The organism is Peijinzhouia sedimentorum (assembly GCF_049340005.1).
GTDB lineage: Bacteria > Bacteroidota > Bacteroidia > Cytophagales > Cyclobacteriaceae > CAXBDP01.
Genome location: NZ_JBMPIY010000010.1, coordinates 18,387 through 40,282, shown reverse-complemented (window position 1 = coordinate 40,282; position 21,896 = coordinate 18,387). Strand labels below are relative to the sequence as shown.

At 38.9% G+C, this 21,896-nt stretch carries 21 protein-coding genes; 12 read left to right on the top strand and 9 right to left on the bottom strand.

Features of this window, described 5'->3' with window-relative positions; translation table 11 throughout:
* Window positions 1-271: 271 nt before the first annotated feature.
* From ACOXY8_RS13065 to ACOXY8_RS13035, 7 genes are all read left to right on the top strand, one after another.
* A complete protein-coding gene (locus tag ACOXY8_RS13065) occupies window positions 272-610 on the top strand; it encodes a PadR family transcriptional regulator (RefSeq protein ID WP_458332048.1) in 339 nt (112 codons plus the stop codon).
* Window positions 611-617: 7 nt separating this feature from the next.
* Window positions 618-2,387, top strand: coding sequence for a PspC domain-containing protein (locus tag ACOXY8_RS13060; protein ID WP_458332047.1), 1,770 nt, complete (start codon window positions 618-620; stop codon window positions 2,385-2,387).
* Between the two features lie 80 nt (window positions 2,388-2,467).
* Complete coding sequence (locus tag ACOXY8_RS13055; protein ID WP_458332046.1) at window positions 2,468-3,868, top strand: MBL fold metallo-hydrolase RNA specificity domain-containing protein; 1,401 nt, start codon at window positions 2,468-2,470, stop codon at window positions 3,866-3,868.
* Between the two features lies 1 nt (window position 3,869).
* The gene (locus ACOXY8_RS13050; protein ID WP_458332045.1) at window positions 3,870-4,349 is read left to right on the top strand and encodes a carboxypeptidase regulatory-like domain-containing protein; all 480 of its coding nucleotides are present in this window, start codon (window positions 3,870-3,872) and stop codon (window positions 4,347-4,349) included.
* A gap of 268 nt (window positions 4,350-4,617) precedes the next feature.
* Window positions 4,618-5,205, top strand: coding sequence for an RNA polymerase sigma factor (locus ACOXY8_RS13045; RefSeq protein WP_458332044.1), 588 nt, complete (start codon window positions 4,618-4,620; stop codon window positions 5,203-5,205).
* Complete coding sequence (locus tag ACOXY8_RS13040; RefSeq protein ID WP_458332043.1) at window positions 5,192-5,971, top strand: hypothetical protein; 780 nt, start codon at window positions 5,192-5,194, stop codon at window positions 5,969-5,971. The genes ACOXY8_RS13045 and ACOXY8_RS13040 overlap by 14 nt, the downstream gene beginning before the upstream one ends.
* 46 nt (window positions 5,972-6,017) lie before the next feature.
* A complete protein-coding gene (locus tag ACOXY8_RS13035; RefSeq protein ID WP_458332042.1) occupies window positions 6,018-7,151 on the top strand; it encodes a hypothetical protein in 1,134 nt (377 codons plus the stop codon).
* 51 nt (window positions 7,152-7,202) lie between these two features.
* Here the strand turns inward: ACOXY8_RS13035 and ACOXY8_RS13030 are convergent, their stop codons facing one another.
* Window positions 7,203-7,721, bottom strand: a complete 519-nt coding sequence (locus tag ACOXY8_RS13030; RefSeq protein WP_458332041.1) for a hypothetical protein — start codon at window positions 7,719-7,721, stop codon at window positions 7,203-7,205.
* Window positions 7,722-7,839: 118 nt separating this feature from the next.
* On the opposite strand from ACOXY8_RS13030, the gene ACOXY8_RS13025 reads away from it, so the two are divergent.
* From ACOXY8_RS13025 to paaD, 5 genes are all read left to right on the top strand, one after another.
* Entirely contained in the window at window positions 7,840-8,421 is a 582-nt protein-coding gene (locus tag ACOXY8_RS13025) for a TetR/AcrR family transcriptional regulator (RefSeq protein ID WP_458332040.1), read from the top strand.
* Between the two features lie 12 nt (window positions 8,422-8,433).
* Window positions 8,434-9,420 (top strand): 1,2-phenylacetyl-CoA epoxidase subunit PaaA, encoded by a 987-nt coding sequence (gene paaA / locus ACOXY8_RS13020; RefSeq protein ID WP_458332039.1) that lies wholly within the window; start codon window positions 8,434-8,436, stop codon window positions 9,418-9,420.
* A 72-nt stretch (window positions 9,421-9,492) separates the two neighbouring features.
* The gene (locus tag ACOXY8_RS13015; protein ID WP_458332038.1) at window positions 9,493-10,125 is read left to right on the top strand and encodes a phenylacetic acid degradation b; all 633 of its coding nucleotides are present in this window, start codon (window positions 9,493-9,495) and stop codon (window positions 10,123-10,125) included.
* A 10-nt stretch (window positions 10,126-10,135) separates the two neighbouring features.
* Window positions 10,136-10,891, top strand: coding sequence for a 1,2-phenylacetyl-CoA epoxidase subunit PaaC (gene paaC / locus ACOXY8_RS13010; RefSeq protein ID WP_458332037.1), 756 nt, complete (start codon window positions 10,136-10,138; stop codon window positions 10,889-10,891).
* A 12-nt stretch (window positions 10,892-10,903) separates the two neighbouring features.
* Window positions 10,904-11,395: a 1,2-phenylacetyl-CoA epoxidase subunit PaaD gene (gene paaD, locus ACOXY8_RS13005; protein ID WP_458332036.1), complete on the top strand. Its 492-nt coding sequence runs from the start codon at window positions 10,904-10,906 to the stop codon at window positions 11,393-11,395.
* A 17-nt stretch (window positions 11,396-11,412) separates the two neighbouring features.
* Here the strand turns inward: paaD and ACOXY8_RS13000 are convergent, their stop codons facing one another.
* The 8 genes from ACOXY8_RS13000 to ACOXY8_RS12965 all read right to left on the bottom strand — a co-directional run bounded on the left by ACOXY8_RS13000 (window position 11,413) and on the right by ACOXY8_RS12965 (window position 21,786).
* The gene (locus tag ACOXY8_RS13000) at window positions 11,413-12,486 is read right to left on the bottom strand and encodes an alanine racemase (protein WP_458332035.1); all 1,074 of its coding nucleotides are present in this window, start codon (window positions 12,484-12,486) and stop codon (window positions 11,413-11,415) included.
* Between the two features lies 1 nt (window position 12,487).
* Complete coding sequence (gene alr / locus ACOXY8_RS12995; RefSeq protein WP_458332034.1) at window positions 12,488-13,639, bottom strand: alanine racemase; 1,152 nt, start codon at window positions 13,637-13,639, stop codon at window positions 12,488-12,490.
* Window positions 13,640-13,643: 4 nt separating this feature from the next.
* Window positions 13,644-14,768 carry an amidohydrolase gene (locus ACOXY8_RS12990; RefSeq protein WP_458332033.1) on the bottom strand — a complete coding sequence of 375 codons (1,125 nt, stop codon included), beginning with the start codon at window positions 14,766-14,768 and terminating at the stop codon, window positions 13,644-13,646.
* A 1-nt stretch (window position 14,769) separates the two neighbouring features.
* Complete coding sequence (locus tag ACOXY8_RS12985) at window positions 14,770-15,198, bottom strand: GNAT family N-acetyltransferase (protein ID WP_458332032.1); 429 nt, start codon at window positions 15,196-15,198, stop codon at window positions 14,770-14,772.
* 4 nt (window positions 15,199-15,202) lie between these two features.
* Window positions 15,203-16,651, bottom strand: a complete 1,449-nt coding sequence (locus tag ACOXY8_RS12980; protein WP_458332031.1) for a sodium:solute symporter family protein — start codon at window positions 16,649-16,651, stop codon at window positions 15,203-15,205.
* A gap of 245 nt (window positions 16,652-16,896) precedes the next feature.
* Window positions 16,897-18,198, bottom strand: coding sequence for an MFS transporter (locus ACOXY8_RS12975; RefSeq protein WP_458332030.1), 1,302 nt, complete (start codon window positions 18,196-18,198; stop codon window positions 16,897-16,899).
* A gap of 222 nt (window positions 18,199-18,420) precedes the next feature.
* Complete coding sequence (locus ACOXY8_RS12970; RefSeq protein WP_458332029.1) at window positions 18,421-19,551, bottom strand: 2Fe-2S iron-sulfur cluster-binding protein; 1,131 nt, start codon at window positions 19,549-19,551, stop codon at window positions 18,421-18,423.
* A 27-nt stretch (window positions 19,552-19,578) separates the two neighbouring features.
* Window positions 19,579-21,786 carry a DUF5916 domain-containing protein gene (locus tag ACOXY8_RS12965; protein ID WP_458332028.1) on the bottom strand — a complete coding sequence of 736 codons (2,208 nt, stop codon included), beginning with the start codon at window positions 21,784-21,786 and terminating at the stop codon, window positions 19,579-19,581.
* Between the last annotated feature and the right edge of the window lie 110 nt (window positions 21,787-21,896).

The following is a 21,896-nucleotide window of genomic DNA, read 5'->3' as shown; positions in this document are numbered from 1 at the left end:
CTATGTACAAAGTGATACCCATAAATAAATCTATTTGGTTCAATTTTCAGCAAATATAAAAATGTGTTCACTTCCTTACAGTGAGTGTTCGCAATCGCACAATTTTACCCTCCCGCCTATTTTAGACAAAAGTCTTCGAAAAAAAAATTAAATTTATAAATCGGCCTTGAATACGGCCTAATAGCAGTTTTCACCTTCTCCTAAACCAGTACTTGGCATTGCATAGTAATGAGGTAAAGTATTTGTCATTCTATAGAAAAATGAAAAGCCCATGAATCTGGAAAACACACAAGTGCAAATGCGAAAAGGCTTACTTGAGCTTTGCATTCTGCACATTATCGCAAGGGGCGAAGTATATGCTTCTGACGTGCTAGAAGAATTGACCGCCGCAAAGATGATTATAGTAGAAGGTACCTTGTATCCGCTACTCACTAGACTAAAAAGTGCAGGCCTAGTAGAATACAAATTGGTAGATTCGCAAGCCGGTCCGCCACGCAAGTATTATAAAATTACTGCTGAGGGCGAAGCTTTTCTAGCTACTTTAGATAAAAGTTGGCTGGATTTAGTTTCTACAATCCATCAAATAATCGACAGAAAAAACGAAATTTAAGCCCGCCATGAAAAAGAATATAAGTATAAACATCAGTGGAATCATCTTCCATATAGAGGAGGACGGGTACGAGAGGCTAAAGAGTTACCTTGATTCTATCTCAAAGTATTTTTCCACCTTTGAAGACAGCCAAGAAATTGTAGCTGATATCGAAAACCGTATTGCAGAAATTTTTCTTGCACGGCTAAAAGATGGCAAACAAGTAATCAATAGCGAAGATATTGAAACGCTAATCTCCACAATGGGTAGCATTAGCGATTTCGAAGCAGTAGATGAGTTGGAGGAAATGAAAGCTGAATCTGCCAAAGATGAACCAAACTTCAATACTGAGAGTAGCCATGAATTCCATGAGCAACAAAGGTTGCGGAGAGATAAAGGAAAGCGCATTTTCGGTGGAGTAGCATCAGGTATCGCCCAATACTTCGGTATAGATGCGGTATGGATTCGAGTATTATTCCTTTTACTTTTCTTCGGATTTAGTGCACTTGATACACCTATCGGTGGAATTACTTTACTGGTTTACATCGCATTATGGATTGCCCTTCCAGGAAAAATCTATAGAGATGAAGATCGTAAGAAGATCCGCAAAATGTACAGAAATCCATCTCAAAAGGTACTTGGTGGTGTAGCGGGAGGATTGGCTAATTACTGGGGTGTAGATGTAACTGCCATTCGCTTGATCTTTATCTTGCTAATAATCCCAGGTGGTTTTGGTATAATCGCTTACATCATCCTTTGGATCATATTGCCAGAAGCAAAAACCATTACCGAAAAGATGGAAATGCAAGGGGAGCCTGTAACACTAAGCAATATTGAGTCGAACATCAAAAAGTCACTTAATGTGCAAGAGGAGAAGGAAGAAAGTTTTATCACCAAAGTAGTGTTGTTTCCTTTCCGATTGATTGCAAGTTTGTTTAAAGCAATTGCTATGGCATTTGGACCGGTGTTAGTATTCTTAGTAGAATTCATAAGAATAGTTGCTGGCTTATTTATCCTACTATTTGGCTTATCAATGGTATTCAGTGTATTAGTTGGTGGTGGCACCTTGATCGGCCTCTTTTCAAGCTTCTCTGGATTCGAAACTGGCGACTTGATTCCTTTTGAGTTGATTCGCGAGGTAGTTCCAAATCTATCTTACTTTGGCATATTTGGATTGATTTTTATCCCAGGTTTATTGTTAATAATAGTAGGCTTATCCATCATGATCAAAAGAAGCTTGATGAAGCCAGTAATAGGCTGGATAATGCTGGGTCTGTGGATTGTGTCGCTTATTATAGTACTGATCACTGTACCAAAAGCCATAACGAACTTTGGAACAGAAGGCGAATACAACGAAACAGAAACCTATTACTTGGATAAATCTCCTGTGCTTACCATGCAAGATGTAGGAATGGAAGGCTACCAAACCACCCGCTTGGAAATAAGATCGCATCAAGACTCTACTATGAGATTGGTGAAAAGATTCCAAGCAAGAGGCCAAAGTAGACTAGACGCTGCCAATAATGCCAAAATGGTAACCCATCAGGTTCGCATTCAGAATGACTCTATCATGGTAATTGATTCTAATATCCTATTTAATGAAGATGCCAAATTCAGAGCTCAAGAACTTTCCTTAGTATTGTACATGCCATATAACAAGGTGTTCTACATGAATGAAAATCTGAAAGAAATATTACGAAACACATTATCCAGAAATGGCTATCGTGTATCGCAAATGGAAGGCAACCAATGGATGTTTGATGAGAATGGCAAATTGACTTGCCTCACCTGCGAGTAAGCACCTAGACAATCATAACGAAAGCAAGATAAATTGATGCAAATCGTAATTTATCTTGCTTTTTTTTGTTACTTCAACTCATGGATGTAAGAGTAAAATTTCTTGGTGGAGCAGGTACAGTTACCGGCTCCAAGTATTTATTGGAGATTGATGATTTCAAATTACTGATAGACTGCGGCTTATTTCAAGGGCTGAAGGAATTGAGATTGCAAAACTGGGATGATTTCCCGATTTCGCCGAGTGAGATAGATGCCGTAGTTCTAACTCATGCACATATCGACCACTCAGGCTATCTGCCTCGGCTGGTAAAGCAGGGTTTTGGCGGCCCAGTCTATTGCACCAGCCCGACCCTAGATTTGGTCACCATACTGCTGACAGATTCAGCCAAACTCCAAGAAGAAGAAGCTGCTTATGCAGCAAAAAAAGGCTATTCCAAACACGCCAATCCTAAGCCTCTTTACAATTCGGAAGATGTGAAAATGGTCATTCCAATGCTGAGAAGCAGCGAATTGAATAAAGAAATAGAAATCAATGAAAAAATAAGTCTTCACTTCTTATATGCCGGTCACATTTTAGGTGCTTCATCGGTGTATCTTAAGCTCAAAGGCGATCATCAAACTAAGTCCATCTTATTTTCTGGAGATTTGGGACGCTACAATCACCCTATTTTCTACGATCCTGTAGCTCCGCCATCACCTGATATTCTGTTTATAGAATCTACTTATGGCAATAGGGTAAATAATGCCAGCAATGTGGAAGATGATTTTGCAGATGCCTTGAATGAAGCACGCCGAAATGGTGGCTGCACTTTGATTCCAGCCTTTGCAGTTGGACGTACGCAGGAAGTATTGTATTACATAAAAAAATTATTAGATGATGGGAAAATCGAATCCCAAAGGGTCTTTGTAGATAGCCCAATGGCGATTGACGCAACGAAACTATATGTGCATCATCCATCTTACCACAGGCTTACAGACGCGGACTTACACAAAGGAGATAATTTCCTGCATTTCAAAGAATTGACCTATTGTCAAACGCAGGAAAGCAGTATGGCATTGAATGAAATAAAATCAGGTGCTATAATTATCTCAGCCTCCGGAATGTTGGCGGGAGGTAGAATCCTCCACCACCTCTATCATCGATTGCCAAGGGAAAATGACACTTTACTTTTTACTGGTTTTCAAGCAGCAGGCACAAGAGGACGAGACATACAAGAAGGCAACAAAGAAGTGAAAATTTTCGGCTTAAGTGTTCCTGTTAATTGTAATCACCTAAAAATAGATGGATTATCTGCACATGCCGATCAGCCAGAATTGATTCGTTGGGCTTCAAGCTTTGCCGAAAAACCAAAAATGGTCTTCCTCGTTCATGGCGAAAAGGAGAGTTCACAAGAACTTTCCAACATACTCCATGAGAAATTGGAATGGAATACTGTTATTCCAGAATATTTAGAATCAGTTCAACTATTTACAAGCATTTAATATGAAACGCCTAATACGTTTGAGTTTACTTTCATCTGCATTCATGTTACTTATCATGACTAGCTGCGTGAGTCAACAAACAATGCAGGCAAGTAAGCAGGGTCTATTTGGCAAGGTGCTTTGGGTTGCTGGCAATCAAATGCCGATGATCATTGAAGAAGGTCAACAAGACGATCGTAAAGGCCCTAGACCTATAGAAAGGGAAATTGTAGTGTTTGAACAAACCAGAACTAGCGACACCGAAATGGAAAATGGTTTCTACAAAAACATCAAAACCAAAGAAGTCGCTAGGTTCAAAACAGATAAAAATGGCCAATTTTTCATCAATCTAAAGCCAGGAGTTTACAGCTTGTTTACAGTGGAAGAGGATGGCCTTTGGGCAAATACCTTCGATGGTGAGAATAGAATAAATCCCATTGAGATAAAGGAAGATGAAATTTCGCTAATCACGATAACCATAAATTACGACGCTGCTTATTAATAAGGCTTCTCTCAAAAAATCAAATACCCTCCCGCCTTTTGCCAATTAGAATTGAGCATAACACATCTAATGAGATATTATGCTCAATTCCAACAATCCTCATTAGCGTTTTTTCTCAAATCAAATAATCTGACTATTAACAGATTACAGAAAACTAATTTCCTAAATTTGACAAAATCAGTGACCCAAATACCTATTTTTCAAAAATATTATTCACCCAAAGCAACCTCCAAGTCACTATCTGCATCTTGCTATTGAAACCTTGACTATGAGACTAGAGATCAGAAAATCTGAACAAGAGAATCAACTCGCCGAAGGCTGTCGAAATGGAGATCGGAAATCCCAAAAGGCAGTGTATGAGAGATATAGCGGGAGGATGCTTAGCCTTTGCCAAAGGTATATTGCCCAGCAAGACGAGGCCGAAGATATCATGATCAATGCCTTTATGAAGATTTTTCAGAAGATTGATCAATATAAAGGAGATGGGAGTTTTGAAGGCTGGATGCGCCGAATTGTAGTAAACGACTGCCTTTCGCATCTACGAAAAAGCCGAAATATGTATTTGGAAAGTAGTATTGAAAAACTGGACTCAGAGCCGGATTTGCAACTACTAGAAGATCATTTGGAAGTGGAAGACTTGATGAGCCTCATTGCAGATTTGCCAATTGGCTATCGTACCGTCTTCAACCTATATGCAATTGAAGGCTATTCTCACAAGGAAGTAGCTGAGGCATTGAACATACAAGAAGCTACTTCTAAATCGCAGCTGAGTAGAGCGAGAGTGCTACTGCAGAAAGAATTGAAGCGATTGGAAGAGCAAGTAAACATTAAAAATCGAAGCTATGAGCAACAATAAAATAGATCAGTTCTTCAGCAAAAAGCTGGAAAACCACTCTGCGACTCCATCGGCTGATGCTTGGAGCCGCTTAGAAAGCAAGCTTGATAAAAAAGAAAAGAGAGTAGGAATGATTTGGTGGCAATTCGCTGCGGCAATCCTTCTGCTGTTGACAATAGGTGGATTATTCTATAATTCAATGCAAAGTAATGATCCTGCGAACATGGTGAATGAAACAAAACTGCTTGCAGAAGAAGGCGAAACAAACAATAATAACATTGTGACAGAGGAAGAGAAAGTGCAAGAACCTGAGGAAGTTGAAGAACCTGAAACTCTAATAGCTGATAATAAGCCAGCTGTAAGTGAGAAGTCGAAAGCTACAGTAACTAACACAAGCAGCAGTAATTTGATTGCTCAAAATGAAGTAAAAGTAATTGAGAAACCAATTGAAATTTCCATCGCAGAATTAGAGAAAGTAGTAGCAAAATCTGACTTGGAAGATGTAGAAACTTTAGGCTTGGTAATTCCTACAGAAGTGGTAAAACCTACTAAAGTGATTCAAGTAGCTAGCTTCGAAGTGGAAATTTACAGAGGCTTAAATAAGCCAGAACAGACAACTGCAAAAACAACCGAGAAAAAGAGCACTTTCAAAAGAGCTTTAGAAATAGCAATGGATGTGAAAAACGGTGAAATCGCTCTAGATGACTTAAGAGGCTTAAAAGATGGCTTTATTTCAAATCTAGATGATGACAATAAAGCTGAAAGAAACAGAAAAGTCATTAACTAATCGTGATTCAAAAGTAAGCAAGATCAGAAAACAAAAACCAATTAATATGAAAAAGCAATTAATCATCCCAATACTCATGGCTCTGCTTAGTTTTCCGGCTATGGCACAACAAACACAAACTCCCGCAGCACAAGATTCCATTGTAGTGAAGTTTGGCGACAATAGTAGAGTAGTTTTCCTCGTGAAAGATGCAAAGGATTATGAAATCCTGAGAACGATGGACTTAAACAAAATTGCTAGGGAAATCAGTGACGCTAATAGAGAGTCAATTCGTAACGTGGCTTATGTAACTGTAGGTGGCAATGGCAAAACAAAAAACATTGAAGTTGAGGTAAATGAGTTGCCGGGAGAATCGTATACGGCCCGAGTAAAGCTAGGGAACTGGGAAATTATTACAGATGATAGGATCGAAGATTTAGATGAAATTGAGAGTATTCGTTCTGAAAAGAAAGTAGAAGTTAGGGTTGACGAAACAGTGAAAACGAAGAGAAGCTTCAATATTGATTTAGGAATAAATAATTTTATTGAAGGAGAAACAACCCAAGTCAATTTTTCTCAAATCGAATCTCAATTACCACCTCAGTCAATAATCCTTGGAGATCAATATGATGTGAAGCCTTGGGGCTCTTGGTATGTAGCACTTGGTTACAATAATCAAACAAAAGTTGTCGGCCCATTTACGATTAATTACGGTGGTAGCTTTAGCTTCTATAACTTTAAATTTGGCAACACGGCTACAGTCGTAGAAAAACTAAATGATCAAACGGTCTTTTATGAGAGGCCAAATGCAGATGGCATCAAAAGTAAACTAGCAATTTCTCACGTGAACTTACACTTTGTGCCAATGTTCGATTTCGGATTTGGAAGAAAAACAGTGATCCAAAGAGAAAATGGTCCTGTAACTATTAATCGCTACCGTGATTATGGCTTTAGGATTGGCGCTGGTGTATATGCCGGCCATAGGTTGGGTACCCATGCAAAATATCGCTACAGAACTGATGGAAATGCACAACGCGATAAGGACAAAGATAATTTCTTCCTTGAAGACTGGAGGTATGGTATAAGAGGTCAGATAGGATGGAGAAACCTAGATGTATTCGTAAATTATGACATGAACCACATGTTCAAAAAAGATAGAGGACCAGAATTAAATGCAATAAGTTTTGGGTTAATTCTCTAAATCAATAATTCTAATAAATTCGAAAGGTCTCAGCAAACACTGAGGCCTTTTTTAGTATCTTCTTTTCAAAGGCTTTTCCTCTTTCACCTTTTTAACCCTTTTCTTAAGGCCTATTTCAAATAGTATCTTATTATTATCAGGTCTAATAGTAGTGGCATAAACCAATAACAATACGTAGATCGCAGCAAAAAATGGATCTTTGTAGATGTATAAGCTCAAAATCAGAATAAAGGCAGCAAATGCTACAAGCAAATAGCGTTTGAATGCAGATTTTACATACTCCTTATATTTCTCATCAATGTCCTCAATCTGTTTAATTCTCACTAAAGATTTGCTGAATACTCTATAGGATTGCCAAACCAAAACAATAACAATCAGTACAATCCCAACAGAAATAGTGACCTCTTCGCCCTCAGCAACACCACCAAGCCATTCATTTCCGCTTTCAAAGCCCAAATAAAGCCATAGGAATAAGCACATGTGAAGGACAATAAGTCCCAAGTAGTTCATCTCTAATTGTACTACATCTTTTCTTTTTTGCTTTATTATTGGCTCTTTCGAATCAGACATTTGGCTAATCATTAATTTCTTACAAACTTAAGGTTAAATTGAATCTATCAAGAAAGCGCATGAAAATTAGCTCAAACAAAATCTTGCTAACGAACGTTAGGTTGTTTATATTTGTTAAATGAACGAGGCATTAAATATATCTCGCAAGGAGCAGATTGAAGTTACTGCAACTTCACTTTTCCAGGACAAAGGCTACGCAGCTACTTCCATGAGGGATTTGGCGACAGGTCTTGGTATAGAGGCCGCAAGCATTTACTCGCATATCAAATCCAAGGAGGAGATTTTGCAGAATATTTGTTTCAAAATGGCCGATGAATTTTTTGCAGCGAAGGAGGCTATAGAAAAAAAGAACCTCCCGCCTATCGAAAAACTGAAAGAAGCTATCAAAGGCCATGTGAAAGTGGTAACTAAAAATGCAGCTGCTTCGGCAGTATTTTTCACAGAGTACAAGCACTTAAGTGAACAGGCACTCAATGAATTCTTACAAATGAGAACTCATTATGAAGATTGGTTTCGCAACATCATTATTGATGGAATGAAACAGAAAAAAATGCGGGAGGTAGATCAGAAATTTACCATACTTACCATTTTATCATCCATCAATTTTATTTCGAACTGGTACAAGCCAGAAGGAAAAATGAGTGCTGACGAAATTGGAGAAAGGCTCTCCAAACTATTTATCAAAGGATTGAAATCATAAAAACACTACAATATGTACGGCGGAGGAACCATATTTGAACCAACTAAATTAGACGCATTGAAGGATGAAGATCCAATCAAATTAGCGGAATTTGAGGCTCGAATTGAGCGGGGAGAGAAAATAGAGCCAAGCGATTGGATGCCACAACTCTATCGCAAGCAATTGATCCGAATGATTGAGCAACATGCTCACTCAGAAATTATAGGATCTTTGCCAGAAGGCACGTGGATTACAAGAGCTCCTGGCTTCAAAAGAAAACTAGCATTGATGGCCAAAGTCCAAGATGAAGTAGGTCATGCGCAACTGCTATACAGTGCAGCCGAAACCTTGGGCAAGTCCAGAGAAGAAATGATCGAAGACTTAATTTCAGGCAAATCTAAATACTCAAACATATTCAATTATCCGGCATTTACTTGGGCAGATTCATGCTTCATTTCATGGCTGGTAGATGCAGGTGCAATTGTAAACCAACTCGCAAATTCCAAAGGTAGCTATGGCCCATATTGCCGAGCATTAGAAAGAATTTGTGCTGAAGAAGCATTTCACTTAAAATACGGCCACCATTGTGTTATTCACTTGGCAACAGGCACTCCAACCCAACGCAAAATGATGCAAGAAGCACTTAATCGTTGGTGGGCGCCAATGATGCACTTCTTTGGCCCGCCGGATAAGATGTCTGTTCACACCGAAACATTAATGAAGTGGAAAGTAAAAATGGCTTCTAACGATGATATGCGCCAGCAATTCCTCGATATGTATGTGATGAAAATTCGCGAAATTGGATTGACAATACCAGATCCAAACCTTCGCAAAGACCCAGAAACTGGCAAATGGATTTACACTGAGCCAGATTGGGAGGAATTCAAAAGAGTAATTAATGGTGATGGCCCTTGCAATAAGGAAAGACTTGCTGTGAGAAGAATGGCTGAAGAACGTGGAGCTTGGGTAAGAAAAGCCCTAGCTGCTCCAAAGAAAGAATATATTGCTCCGCTCGCCTAAGGAGAATAATACTAACCTAAAAATGCATGGAAGTGATACGCTTCCATGCTTCCTAACCCTTTGAAAACCACCATGAGTTTATCTTCATTAGACCCTAGAGTTACTAGACTACAAATCCCAGATTGGACTACTCCAATGGATGCCAAAAAGCCAATGGATCAATTCCAGACTTTTCAGGCATTTGTGCAGCATAAGGAAAATAAACCAATCGAGCATGTTGGAGTAGTTCATGCTCCAAATGAAGAAATGGCCTTTCTCTTTGCAAAAGAGCAATATACTCGCAGAGGAAATACTTGTTTTGCGCTTTGGGTGGTGGAAACTTCGAATGTGATGGTAAGCCCATACACCGAAAAAGGTGAAAGCTTATACAATATGATCGATAATGAAGCGGTAGAAAATCTTGAAGAAGGTGAAATGCCTTTTGAGATATTTCATCTTTACAAAAGAGGCAAGCAACATATCTACGCAGGTCGTGTAATGGCAGATAGCCCAGATGAGGCAATTGTCCAAGCAAAAAAACTCTATGGCAATGAACCTAAGCCAGTTTTAAATATCTGGGTTGTTCAAACAGGCGATATCCTATTCTCTGACGAAGATGACAAAGAGATTTGGAACACATTGTCCGAAAAAGTTTACCGCGAAGCCATAGATTACAAAGGCGCTGATAAAATCAAGCAATTCAAAGAAGAGAACCAAGCTAAATAAGAAGACAGAAATGAATACCGAAGCAATAAAAGATCTCCTATACAAAATGGCCGATGACCAATTAATATTGGGACATCGAAACTCCGAATGGACTGGTATGGGGCCACTCTTGGAAGAGGACATTTCATTCTCTTCTATGGCGCAAGATAAAGTTGGCCAAAGCTATGTGCTTTACCAAATGCTTCATGACTTAGGCGAGCAAGAACCTGACACCGTGGCTTTCACTCGTAATGCAGAGCAGTTTCACAATTGCCAAATGGTAGAATTACCAAATGGTGAATACGACTTCAGTTTGGTTCGTCACTTCTTCTACGATAATGCTGAAATCTTGCGTTTCCAAGCTTTAACCACCTCAACATTTGAGCCCTTAGCAAAAGCGGTAGTCAAATTCCGTGGTGAAGTAAGGTATCATGTGCTTCATGCAAATACCTTTATCAAGCAACTCGGAAGTTCTACGGACGAGGCCATTGCCAAATTGCAGGCTTCAATTGACATCCTTTTTCCGTATGCTTTGGGAATGTTTGAGAAATCGAAATTTGAAAAAGAACTGATTTCCGATGGAGTATTTACAGGCGAAGAATCACTAATCGAGCCTTGGATAGAAGCTATCCAAAAAGTAATTGATCAAACAAGCCTTCGATTGCCGGATTATAAAACGATCACACCGGTGTATGGCGGGAGGTACGGAACTCATACCGAAGACCTACAGCCATTGGTCGAAGAAATGTCTGCTGTATTCAGAGTAGATCCTGCAGCCGATTGGTAAAAAAGGAAAATTATGAAACTTACTGAGAAAGAGATACTGGCGTGGTTGGAAGAAGTAAAAGACCCTGAAATACCTGTGTTATCATTGGTAGATTTGGGTGTTATTACTAAAATAGATATTGATGATAGCGGCAAAGTAAGGGTAATAATGACACCCACTTTCTCTGGCTGTCCAGCTATGGACATGATGAAGCGGGAGGTGGAAGAAAGCCTCGAAAGAAAAGGAATTCAAGAATTTGAAGTTAAGATTAACTTTGATGAGCCGTGGAATTCCAATAAAATTTCGGAAAAGGGACGCAAAGCCTTAAAGGAATTTGGATTAGCTCCTCCACCAACAGATACACTAATTGTAGATTTGGATATTCTAGAGCACGTGGCTTGCCCATTTTGCAATAGTGAAAACACCATAATGAAATCTCCATTTGGGCCTACACTTTGTAGATCATTACATTACTGTAATAATTGCAAGCAGGGTTTTGAGCAGTTTAAACCTGTGAATCAGTAAAGCAGCTGAATTCCAATTCAGTCTTCAAACTTCTTCTCAATATAATCAGAGCTTAGTAGCGCCAAGGCGCCCATATATTTCAGATTAAAAGTTACCAAATCACCAACTTGGTAATTATGCTCATTATCTCCCAAATCGAGGATAATCATATCTGAGCTAGCACCAGTTACTTCAAAATCTTTGTCTACAGGAATCAAATAATTTGGTGATATATCCAGCAATCCCAAATCCAATATTGCTCTGAAAGACATTTTACCATAATCATCTTCATTAATCTCTAATACTTCACCAGAAGGATTCGAAGCTAATGACCCAATTGGTACTTTTGGTTTTTCGTATAACTCAATAATTTCTGCCTTGAGTTTGATCACATCATGATACATTTCATCAATATTTTCCCCGGTAAATAGATTATTGCCAAAGAATAACATCTCACCGATACGAAAGTGATTAATGCCCTTAGGAACCATTCTGTGATATAATAAAGGCACCACAACCGAAGTACCACCCGTAACCCAAGGAATATGAATATTAAATTTTGCTTCCACCAATTGCTTATACAAACTCAATTGAATTAGTTTGTCCTCACTAGGCATGACTCCATGTAAACAATTTAGATTAGAGCCAATACCTGAAATTTCGATGTTTGGCAAATTGATAATACTTGCATAAAACTCGACTAGGTGATCACCCATTACACCCTCCCGCAAATCTCCCAACTCAATCATTACAATTACTTTATGAATCTTCTTTTGGCGAACAGCCTCATCAGAAAGCAATTGCATAGTTTCGAATTGTGTATTGAAACTCACATCTGCATACTGCACAATCATTTCTAAATGACGTTTTGCAGGTGGCTTTATATACACAGTCTGCACATTCGGATCGATCTCTTTTACTGCTTTAAGGTTTGAAATTCTAGAATCACAAACCTCCTTGGCACCTAATTTTATAACTTCCTCTAAGTACGGCTTATGTCCACAAAGTAGTTTCGTAACTACTGCCCAAGAAATATTGTGCTTTTGAAAAAGTGCTTCGAGGTAATTATAATTTGAAGCTAACTTTGATTTATTAAGAGTTATAAATGCCATGTTATTCTACTATTTGTCTAGGTATTGCTTGGTCAAGTCTGGTTATTGACTCGTAATTAAGCTGATGACTTAAGTCGCTAAATGACCCGATGGAAACATCCATATCACCTTGCTTTCCAATTAATATTACTTCATCTCCTTTCTTAACATCAGGCACGTCGTTAAGGTTTATAACTAGTGCATTCATGTTCACTAGGCCAATCACACTTACTCTATGCCCACTTACTAAGACACGCCCTAAGTTGCTAAGTGAACGGCTAAAACCGTGTCCATAACCAACCGGAACCACACCAATGATTGTGTTTTTCGGTGTGTAATAAGAATTTCCATAGCCAATATACTCATTTGCCGGCACATGTTTCAATTGCATAATGGTACTCTTCCAAGTAAGTAGTCTTTTCGGCAGATTTTCAACCTCTGGATTCTTAGCTCTAAACTCCACGAAAGTTTCTCCATTTGGCCACAATCCGTATTGAAGTATTCCTACCCTCACCATATTACCATGTGCTTCAGGATAGCGTAGCATGGCAGCTGAGCAGGCGGTGTGGATATATCGAAACGCGAAATTTTCATCTTGAAAGAAGCTTTTCCATTTCTCAAAATTTTCAATTTGCTGTTTAACCCTTGGCATATTACTTAGACTCTCTGCTCCGGCAAAATGGGTACACAATCCATACAAACCGATATATTCAATATTATCCTTTATAACCTCAGCTAACTCAACACGTTCCGACCATGACCAGCCGGTGCGATTCATTCCTGTTTCTACTTCGATATGAATTTTAGCTTTTTTACCAACTTCCTTGGAAAAGGAAATCGCATCATTCAGTCGCTCAATATCAAAAACGAAAAATTCAATCTCATTCTCAATTGCCCATTTGAGTTCATCTCCTTCGATCATACCCATCACAACTATATCTGCATCGGTATTCTTCACCTGAAAAACTCTTAAAGCTTCATCGCTACTGAAAACACCGAAATAATTGACTCCATAAGATTCAGCTAGCGGGACATAAGATTCAATTCCATGTCCATAAGCATTGCCCTTCACCACAGAGCAAAAGCGTACATTTTCGCCGATTTGTTTACGGATAAATTCAATGTTTTGCCTAAGGGCACTTCGACTGATTTCGATTAAGGATGTATTAAACACGAGCTTAAAGTAATTTTCTCACTATTCTATCAAAAACGGCGATACCATTTTCCATTATTTCATCTGGAAAGTCATAATCTGGATTATGTAATGCTGGCTGATTTTTGCCTGAACCCAATCCAAATAAAGCTCCCGGGTAGCGGCTAGAAAATTCTCCAAAATCTTCGCCCCAACGTAAGGGATCAGATATACGAGCATATTCGATATTCAATTCATCGCAGGCATCTGTGATTAATTTCACTGCCTTCTTGCCATTGATATTGGCTGTAAATGGCTCCATCCACTCAAAATCAGCTGATAGATTTGCTGCTTTAGCTTTGTCCTCAACAAATTTCACCAACTCCTTTTTCTTCTTTTCAAGCAATTCATTATCAAAAGCCCTTAATGTGAAATGAATCTCTCCATCGCCGGCAGAAATTCCATAGGCCTTTTCACCAGCATGGATATATACTGGTGTAATCAAGCAAAAACTATCGCTTTTGGCATTAGTATTTTGCAGCCTCAATACCTCTGAAAGTATTTCCCCAATCAGCCAAGTAGGATTATGACCTTGCTCAGGCTCAGCAGCATGAGCCGTTTTGCCAGATAGTCTAATTGCGACACTTTCTACAGCCGCTGTGAATGCGCCTTCTTTTACTACAATTAATCCCTTTTCATGACCGGGCAAATTATGTAAAGCATACACATAATCAGGCTCGAATGGCTTGAAATTCTCATGTTCTATAATTTCTAAAGCACCTTCGCCGGTTTCCTCAGCTGCTTGAAAGCACAGAATAACGCGGCCTTTAGCGGGAGGATTTTCAGCCAATTTCATAGCCAAACCACACACAATCGCCATATGACCATCGTGCCCACAGGAATGTGCTTTCCCATCAAAAGCAGAAGTGTAATCTAAATCAGTTTTTTCTTTAATAGGAAGCCCATCCAATTCTGCTCGCACAAGCACACTTGGCCCTTCCACCATTGTATCCAATACCGCTACAAATCCAGTTTCAGTAATCTGATAAATTTCAAAAACTTTTAAATCAGTTAAAAATTGCTGGATCTTTGAGGAGGTTTTAGTTTCCTCTTTTGATAGTTCAGGATACTTATGTAATTCTCTTCGTAGAGCTATTATTTTATCAATCATGTTATCTATTCAATCGCATTTCGAGGTATTTGCTAGTAAAGCCCAATTTCTCATATAAGAATTTGGCGGGGTTGTTAGGTTCTACATGTAGCGCAATATTTCCTTTAGCTTTGGCAATGGCTGCTTGCATTAATTTTTTACCTAAACCCTTCCCTCTTTGATCTTGATGCATAGCAATGTACACAAGGATATTTTCAGGGATATAGCCTGACATACCTGTTTCATTTATTACGACAGCACCTTTGATTTCACCATCAATAACACCAAGCACAATGAATCCTCCACGTGTGTGTACGTAATCCAAGCACTTTTGAATATCCTCCTTTTTGTCTCCAAATTCATCCAAATGCACGAACAGAAAATTTACAATTTTATCATCTGTATAAACAGCATGACGTCCATCTTTAGGGTCAATAATTATCGTTTCCATGTTTTTAAACTTTTTCGATTTTAACTTTTTCCTTTCCAGGAATAAGCTTACTAAATATAATAAATACGATGAGACTTGCTGAAAGTCCAAAGAAATTAGGATCTAATCCCAAAGGTGTTTCCCAAGCACTATAATTTATAGCAATGGTTACCCCACCTCCCGCTATCATAGCAGCCCCTGCACCAAAAGCACTACTTTTTTTCCAGAAAAAGGCTCCTATTACTGGTACCAATAATCCAGATACCATAAATGAGTATGAGAGCAACATTAGGTCTAATACACTTTCCAAGGTCGAAGCAATCATTATTGCCACAGCACCTACAATAAATGTGACAATTTGCGACCAACGCAAAATATCCATTTTTCCATTAAAGAAATATTTTCCGAATATATCTGTAACAATATTACCTGATGCCGCCATCAGACATGAATCAGCAGTGGACATAATCGCCGAAAAATATGCTGCCATCATTATTCCCATTAAACCTATTGGCAAAATAGACCGAAGCAATAATGGTAAACCCATTTCAGGGTCGATATCACTACCCGCAGCAAAACCTAGCTCGGCAAACATGCCTTGCTGAAAGGCTACTTTCGCAAATAAACCGAGCAAAACTCCCATAAAAGCCATAATTGGCCATTCGAATAAACCAGCTACAAACCAAGCTTTTTGAGCTTCTTTCGCATCTCGGCAAGCATAAATTCTTTGATAAAGCGTCATACCAACAAACCAAATTGGGATGATAGTAATAGCCCAATTGAAGAATTGTACCCAGCTAATATTTGTCAGACTCAGCATGGCCGGATCCAACTCAGCTTTAATAGATTCCCAACCTCCAATGGCATGGTAACCCATAGGAATTCCAATAAAAACCAATCCTGAAAGCAACAATGCCCATTGGATGGTATCAGTATAAATCACTGCTTTTATTCCACCCATTACGGTGTATACCACAGCAATTACCCCCATTATTATAAGGGCATAGTTCATATCTAATGAGGGAAAAGTAGCTGAAGCAAGTTTAGCACCCGCAAGTATTTGTGAACTAGTAAAACCTAAGTAGCCAATTGCCGATATAAAACCAGCAAGCAATGCTACTTTGGCTCCATAAAATTGCCCGAAAATTTGAGGAAAAGTTTGAAGGTTAATCCGCTTGCCCAATTCAGAAACTTTGGGAATAAGCAAAACAGCACTCAGCCACGCACCTACCAATCCTGTAAAAAGCATCCAAGAGCCCGATAAGCCGATAACAAACCCAAGCCCACCAAGGCCTATAGAAAAACCGCCTCCTACATCAGTAGCCACAACTGAAAGGCCCACGTGACCATAACCTAAATTTCGTCCGCCCACAAAATAGTCATCGGTGCTTTTGTTCTTTTTCATAAAAAAGTAGCCAACACCGAGCATGGCAATCATATAAAAAACGAAAATACTTAAGTCAATGTAATGCATATAATAAAGCTAAACCAAAAGATTCTATAAAGACAAAATTCTTGGAAAATGCCTAGGATGGAAAAAGAAGTGGGTTTTTCTGGGGAGTCTCACTTTGAAAAACGCGGGAGGTTTTCAAAGTCAAGGGAATGGTAACAAATATCCTGTTGCTCTTTGCTAAGTCAAACATTGATACAAAGGTACGAAAATTAAGGGAAAGGATGTTGAATAAACCCCTTTCTAGATTCAGAGTAGGCCTGAAAAAATTAAACTTCCTTGAGTTTAAAGCATATAGGAATACTCAATAATAGTAAGGCTGCCAAAAAACCAACCATCAATTCTAAACTGAACACTTCAGCAATCACACCTAAACCCGCTGCCACTATCGTCAAAATCCCAATTATCGAATTTGACAGTGATACATATAAAGGGCGTTCATCTTTAGGAGCGAAGTCTATTAAGTATGTTTTGCGACTTAACCTGGCTCCACCATGAGCAATTACATTGAGCAAAATTGCTGGAGCAAATGTGTAGATATTTTGCCAATCGGAAGGCAACATTGGAAATAGCAATACATAGGCTGCATTGACAATTCCTAGAGCCGCAACCACCATCATCATTTTACGACTGGATTTGTCTGCAAACTTACCCCAAATAGGACTGCTGACAATCCCTGCAACTCCTACGGCAATTACCATAAGCCCTAGACCTGAAACTTCACCTCCCGCATATTCCTTTCCGATTATTACATAGAAAGGCTGTGCTAAAGGAATAGCCATCAATAGCCCTCTTGTGAAAATGAATTTCCTTAAATTATCATTGCTGAACCAAAGTTTTTTGGCTTCCTTCAATTCTTTGACAGGTGTACGACCTCCTTCTGTAGCACCATCCATTTCCTTAATTGCTATAAAAAAGACTGCCGCAAGAAACCACAAAATCGCTGCGATTATGAGCAACCAAACATAGGCCTCCTTGTCTGCATCTTTATCAATAAACAAATGCAAATAAATCCCAGCCATTAAGGTAAGAATGCCTCCGCTAGATGCTCTATAAGCAAGCAGTTGACCACGTTTTCCCTTTGGGATGGTCTTGGCCATTACATCCTTAAAAGCAACCGATGCTATGCCACTAGCAATGCTAAAAAGTAATAAAACCAGCACCACGCCTAACCCTGCTGAAAACCCTTCTTGAGAAGAAACTACCCAGGCCATGGCGAGCATGCAGAGAGATTGGATAAATGCTGGAACTACCCAAAACCACTTGCGCTTTGGAAATGACCTAATTTTGGCTGATACGAATAATTGTGGCAGCAATGAACCAGCATCCTTGATGGGAATGAGCATCCCCGCGAAATAGGCTGGAGCAGCTAAGGCAGAAAGTATCCAAGTAATTACTAAACCAGGTGAAGCGATTTGCTCAGCTAATTTGGTACTCGCGCCATTGAGCATATTCCGAAAGAAATTTCCCGGCACCACATTACAAGCAGAATCAGGAATAGCTTCACAGGCCCTTTGCTCGCCTTCATCTGTCAGTAATTCGTATGCTCTTTCGGAAATTTCTTGCTTCATTTGGAATTGCTTTTTTCGCTTCTGTTCGTCCAGACCAGATACAGGATCAAAGCAATAATGGGAATAATAATTGAAATTAAGAAGCCAGTATTCTTCTTGGCTTTGGGTAAATCACTTTTGGTATAAACAAAGATCATCACTACCCTAAAGCATAATAGCAAAAGGATAATGATGATGCTCCAAAAATTTTCAACAAAATATTGAAATAGATAACCCAAAGGATTAGCCTATTTCTATCACTACGTCATCAGTGAGTGGATGCCCAACACAAGTTAATACGTAACCTTCTTCAATTTCTGAATCCGATAGACCTTCCATTTCATCCATGCGTACTTTACCGCTTAAGCATTTGCCACGACAGGCTGTACATAAGCCACTTTGACAAGAAAATGGCAAATCTATATCCAATTCAAGAGCCGTTTCTAGAATAGTTTTATCTTCTTCTACAGCGAAAGAATATTCTTCTCCATCGTAAATCACTTTTACTTCTTTTATTCCGGCAGCTGTATTAGAGCTTGGAATTGGTTCGTCTACTGTTTTAGCAGCTGGCGTGCCTGCAGTAAAGCTTTCCTTGCGAAGCTTCTCCTTTGGCAACCCAAGTTCTCTAAAAGCAGTGGATATCGCCATCATCATTCCTTCTGGTCCACACATGAAGTATTCGGTAACGGCACCTTGATCTGAAATCTTACCAAGCACATCTCCAATAATGCCTGGAGTCATTCTTCCTCTGTATCCATTCCAGTTTTCAGGCGCCGATTCTAGCACGTGAAATACCTTGAATCTACCTTCATAAGTATTTTCTAAATTGGCTAGTAAGCTGCTAAATATAATAGAATCAATATCTCTATTTGCGTAAACTAAGGTGATTTTAGTTTTTGGCTCCAATTTTAAGATGCTCTTGGAAAGTCCCATGAGTGGCGTAATTCCACTACCTCCACCAAAAAATACTAGGTTTCGTTCTTGGTTACTTGAAATCTCAGTAGTAAAGGCTCCCAAAGGTTCCATCAATTCAATCTCATCTCCTGCTTTCACTTCATCATTGATGTAATTGGAGACAAGACCACCTTCCACCCGCTTTACTGTCACGCCTGGGTATTCATCGGTATCAGGACTTGTACATAGTGAGTAGGATCTTCTCACACTTTGATTATTAATATTCATTATCAAAGTGAAAAACTGTCCAGGCTTGTAATTAATTTCTCTACCTGCTGGATCGAAATAAACTGTTACTGCATCATTTGTTTCTCTCACTACTTCCTTCACTTTCAAGGAATAATAGCGGGAGGATGGTTTATTTTTATCATCTGCCTTTTTTGCAGAATTCGAGCTCTTTTTGAATAAATTGAATACCATAAGATTGTAAAATGAACTAAGTCCTAATTAAACAGTAAGCCAATAGGAAAGTTTCAAAATTAACGCTCTATTCTTAACCTTTAAATGATCTGGGAAATAATTATCAGTGTAAACTATAAAAAGATCTGATACTGGGCGAAATCTCCATTGCAATCGAGTATTTAGATTGATGTTGTCAATTTGGCTATTGTATTGAACGAAAGTTGACATGAACAATTGATCAGTGAAGGAAATATCAAACTTAGGCCCTACTAAAAACAAATCTGCACTATTATAAGGCTCTGGGAAATCAAGCTTATTATATTGAAAATCTAATGATATGGAGCCAAAAGGCTGATAACGATAACTTACACTTGAATTAAAAAACACTCTGTTACCATTGTAAAAGCCACCGTTGAATAATGATGCGTCATAAAAGAAATTCTTGCGGGAATCCGAACGATAGGTGATTCCATATCGGAAAAATCTAAAATCTTGACCCGTCTGCAATTGTTCTCCACCTGATCGAGAAGGATCAAATGAATTGAGCAGTTTGACATATTCATTTGATACGTTAAAGCTAAGAAATGCAGTACTTCTAAATTGAATGTTATACCGAATTCGTGTATCCTCATCAGTAATATTCAATTTTGCATCCGTATATACATCTCCTTCCAGACCTAAGGAATGCCTAAATACAGATCCAGACTCAGGTAATATTCTAAATTCAACTTTCGGTTCAATTCTCCAATAATTAGATCGGGGAACATAACCAACTTCTGCATTGAAACCATCGCCTACTGTTTCATGATTCCAGGTGATTTGAAAATTCCGGGTATTAAAATCCAAATAAGTCGCATGGGCAAAACTCTTTTTCAATTTTTCTGGACCAAACGATCTATGATAGAATATCTTACCTGACCATACATTATCATTAGACTGTAAATTGAAGTCCAAACCTGCCACGCGATTAAAACTGGATGGACTATTAATTGCAGGATCATTTGCTTGTTGCTCAGCAGTGACAAAGCTTTGCCTGTTCACTAGTATTCCTGCAATGTTGGATCGACCAAAAAGTTGTCTTTGAAAGGTTGCTACAGTGAAATTCTGAGTTGGCACACCAATATCATCATCACTGGCAGTTTGCATATTCAGTAAACCAACTCTCCAGTCTTGGTTGAGCTTTCCGCTAAGTCTAGCTCCACCTAGTATTCTATTTTCCTGTGTTCTACCAAGGCTATCTTGCGCAATCCCAATCCTTCTGGAGAAAAACGGCCGAATAGTTCTAAAACCAAAATCACCAAACAAGTCATTATTCTCTAAGAAAAATTGCCTCCGCTCTGGAAAAAACAATTCAAATCTATTGAGATTGGTTTGCTGCTGATCCACTTCCACTTGGGAGAAATCTGGGTTAACGGTTAAGTCCAAATTAAGGCTTGGCGTTACAGCAATTTTGGCATCAAAGCCTGCGCCACTCACAAACTCCTCTGACGTTCCAGCTAATTGGTTTTTGCTAACTCCACCGGATAGGTATGGAATCACTGCTATATTAGCTCCTGGTTTTGAAGGACTTTGTTCCCAATCAATATATCCAGTAAAAGCCAAAGACGAAATCTGAAAATTAACAGGAATCGGCACCCAAGAAGAGCGCTCGAAATTTTTCCGATCGTTGCGACCGAAATTGATTCTCCAAAAGGGCTGATCTTCACTGTATCGCAGTGTTTTGAAAGGAATCGCCATCTCTACTACCCATTTACCTTCACTTCTTTCTACTTTGCTAAACCAGATATTATCCCAATCTGCCGCAACTCTTGAGCCATTGAAAACCAAACCCTCCCGCTGTACATTAAATGGATTTACCGCAAAGGAAAACCCATTGGTTTTATCATCAAACGGATCAATATAAACCACAAAGGCATCGTTCTGTTCGAATGGAAAGTCACGTTTCAGTGAAGAAACTATATAATCATCCCCATCAGGATTTTCGCAAATAGCGGCAATGTAAAGGAACTGTTCATTATAAAGCATTTTCACTTCTGTTTGTGCAGAAGCAAATTTCGTGTCATCCGGGAAATTTTGAGTAAAACTGCCTATACCTTCCACATTTTTCCAATCTGCTTCATCCAATTTACCATCTATGGTAATTACATCGGTAGCTTGTTTAGCAGGAATCCTATAATCCTGAAATGTAGTTTGAGCTCTACTTAAGTTTATAGTAGCAAACAATAGAAATAATGGAATAAGTATTCTTTTCAATTTGTTGAATTTTGCGACGCCAAAACTAGTTCTATTCACTCCCAGACTACGAGGCAATTATTTTAAAGGCTTCATAAATTTTTATAATGTAATTTTGACGTATTAATGGC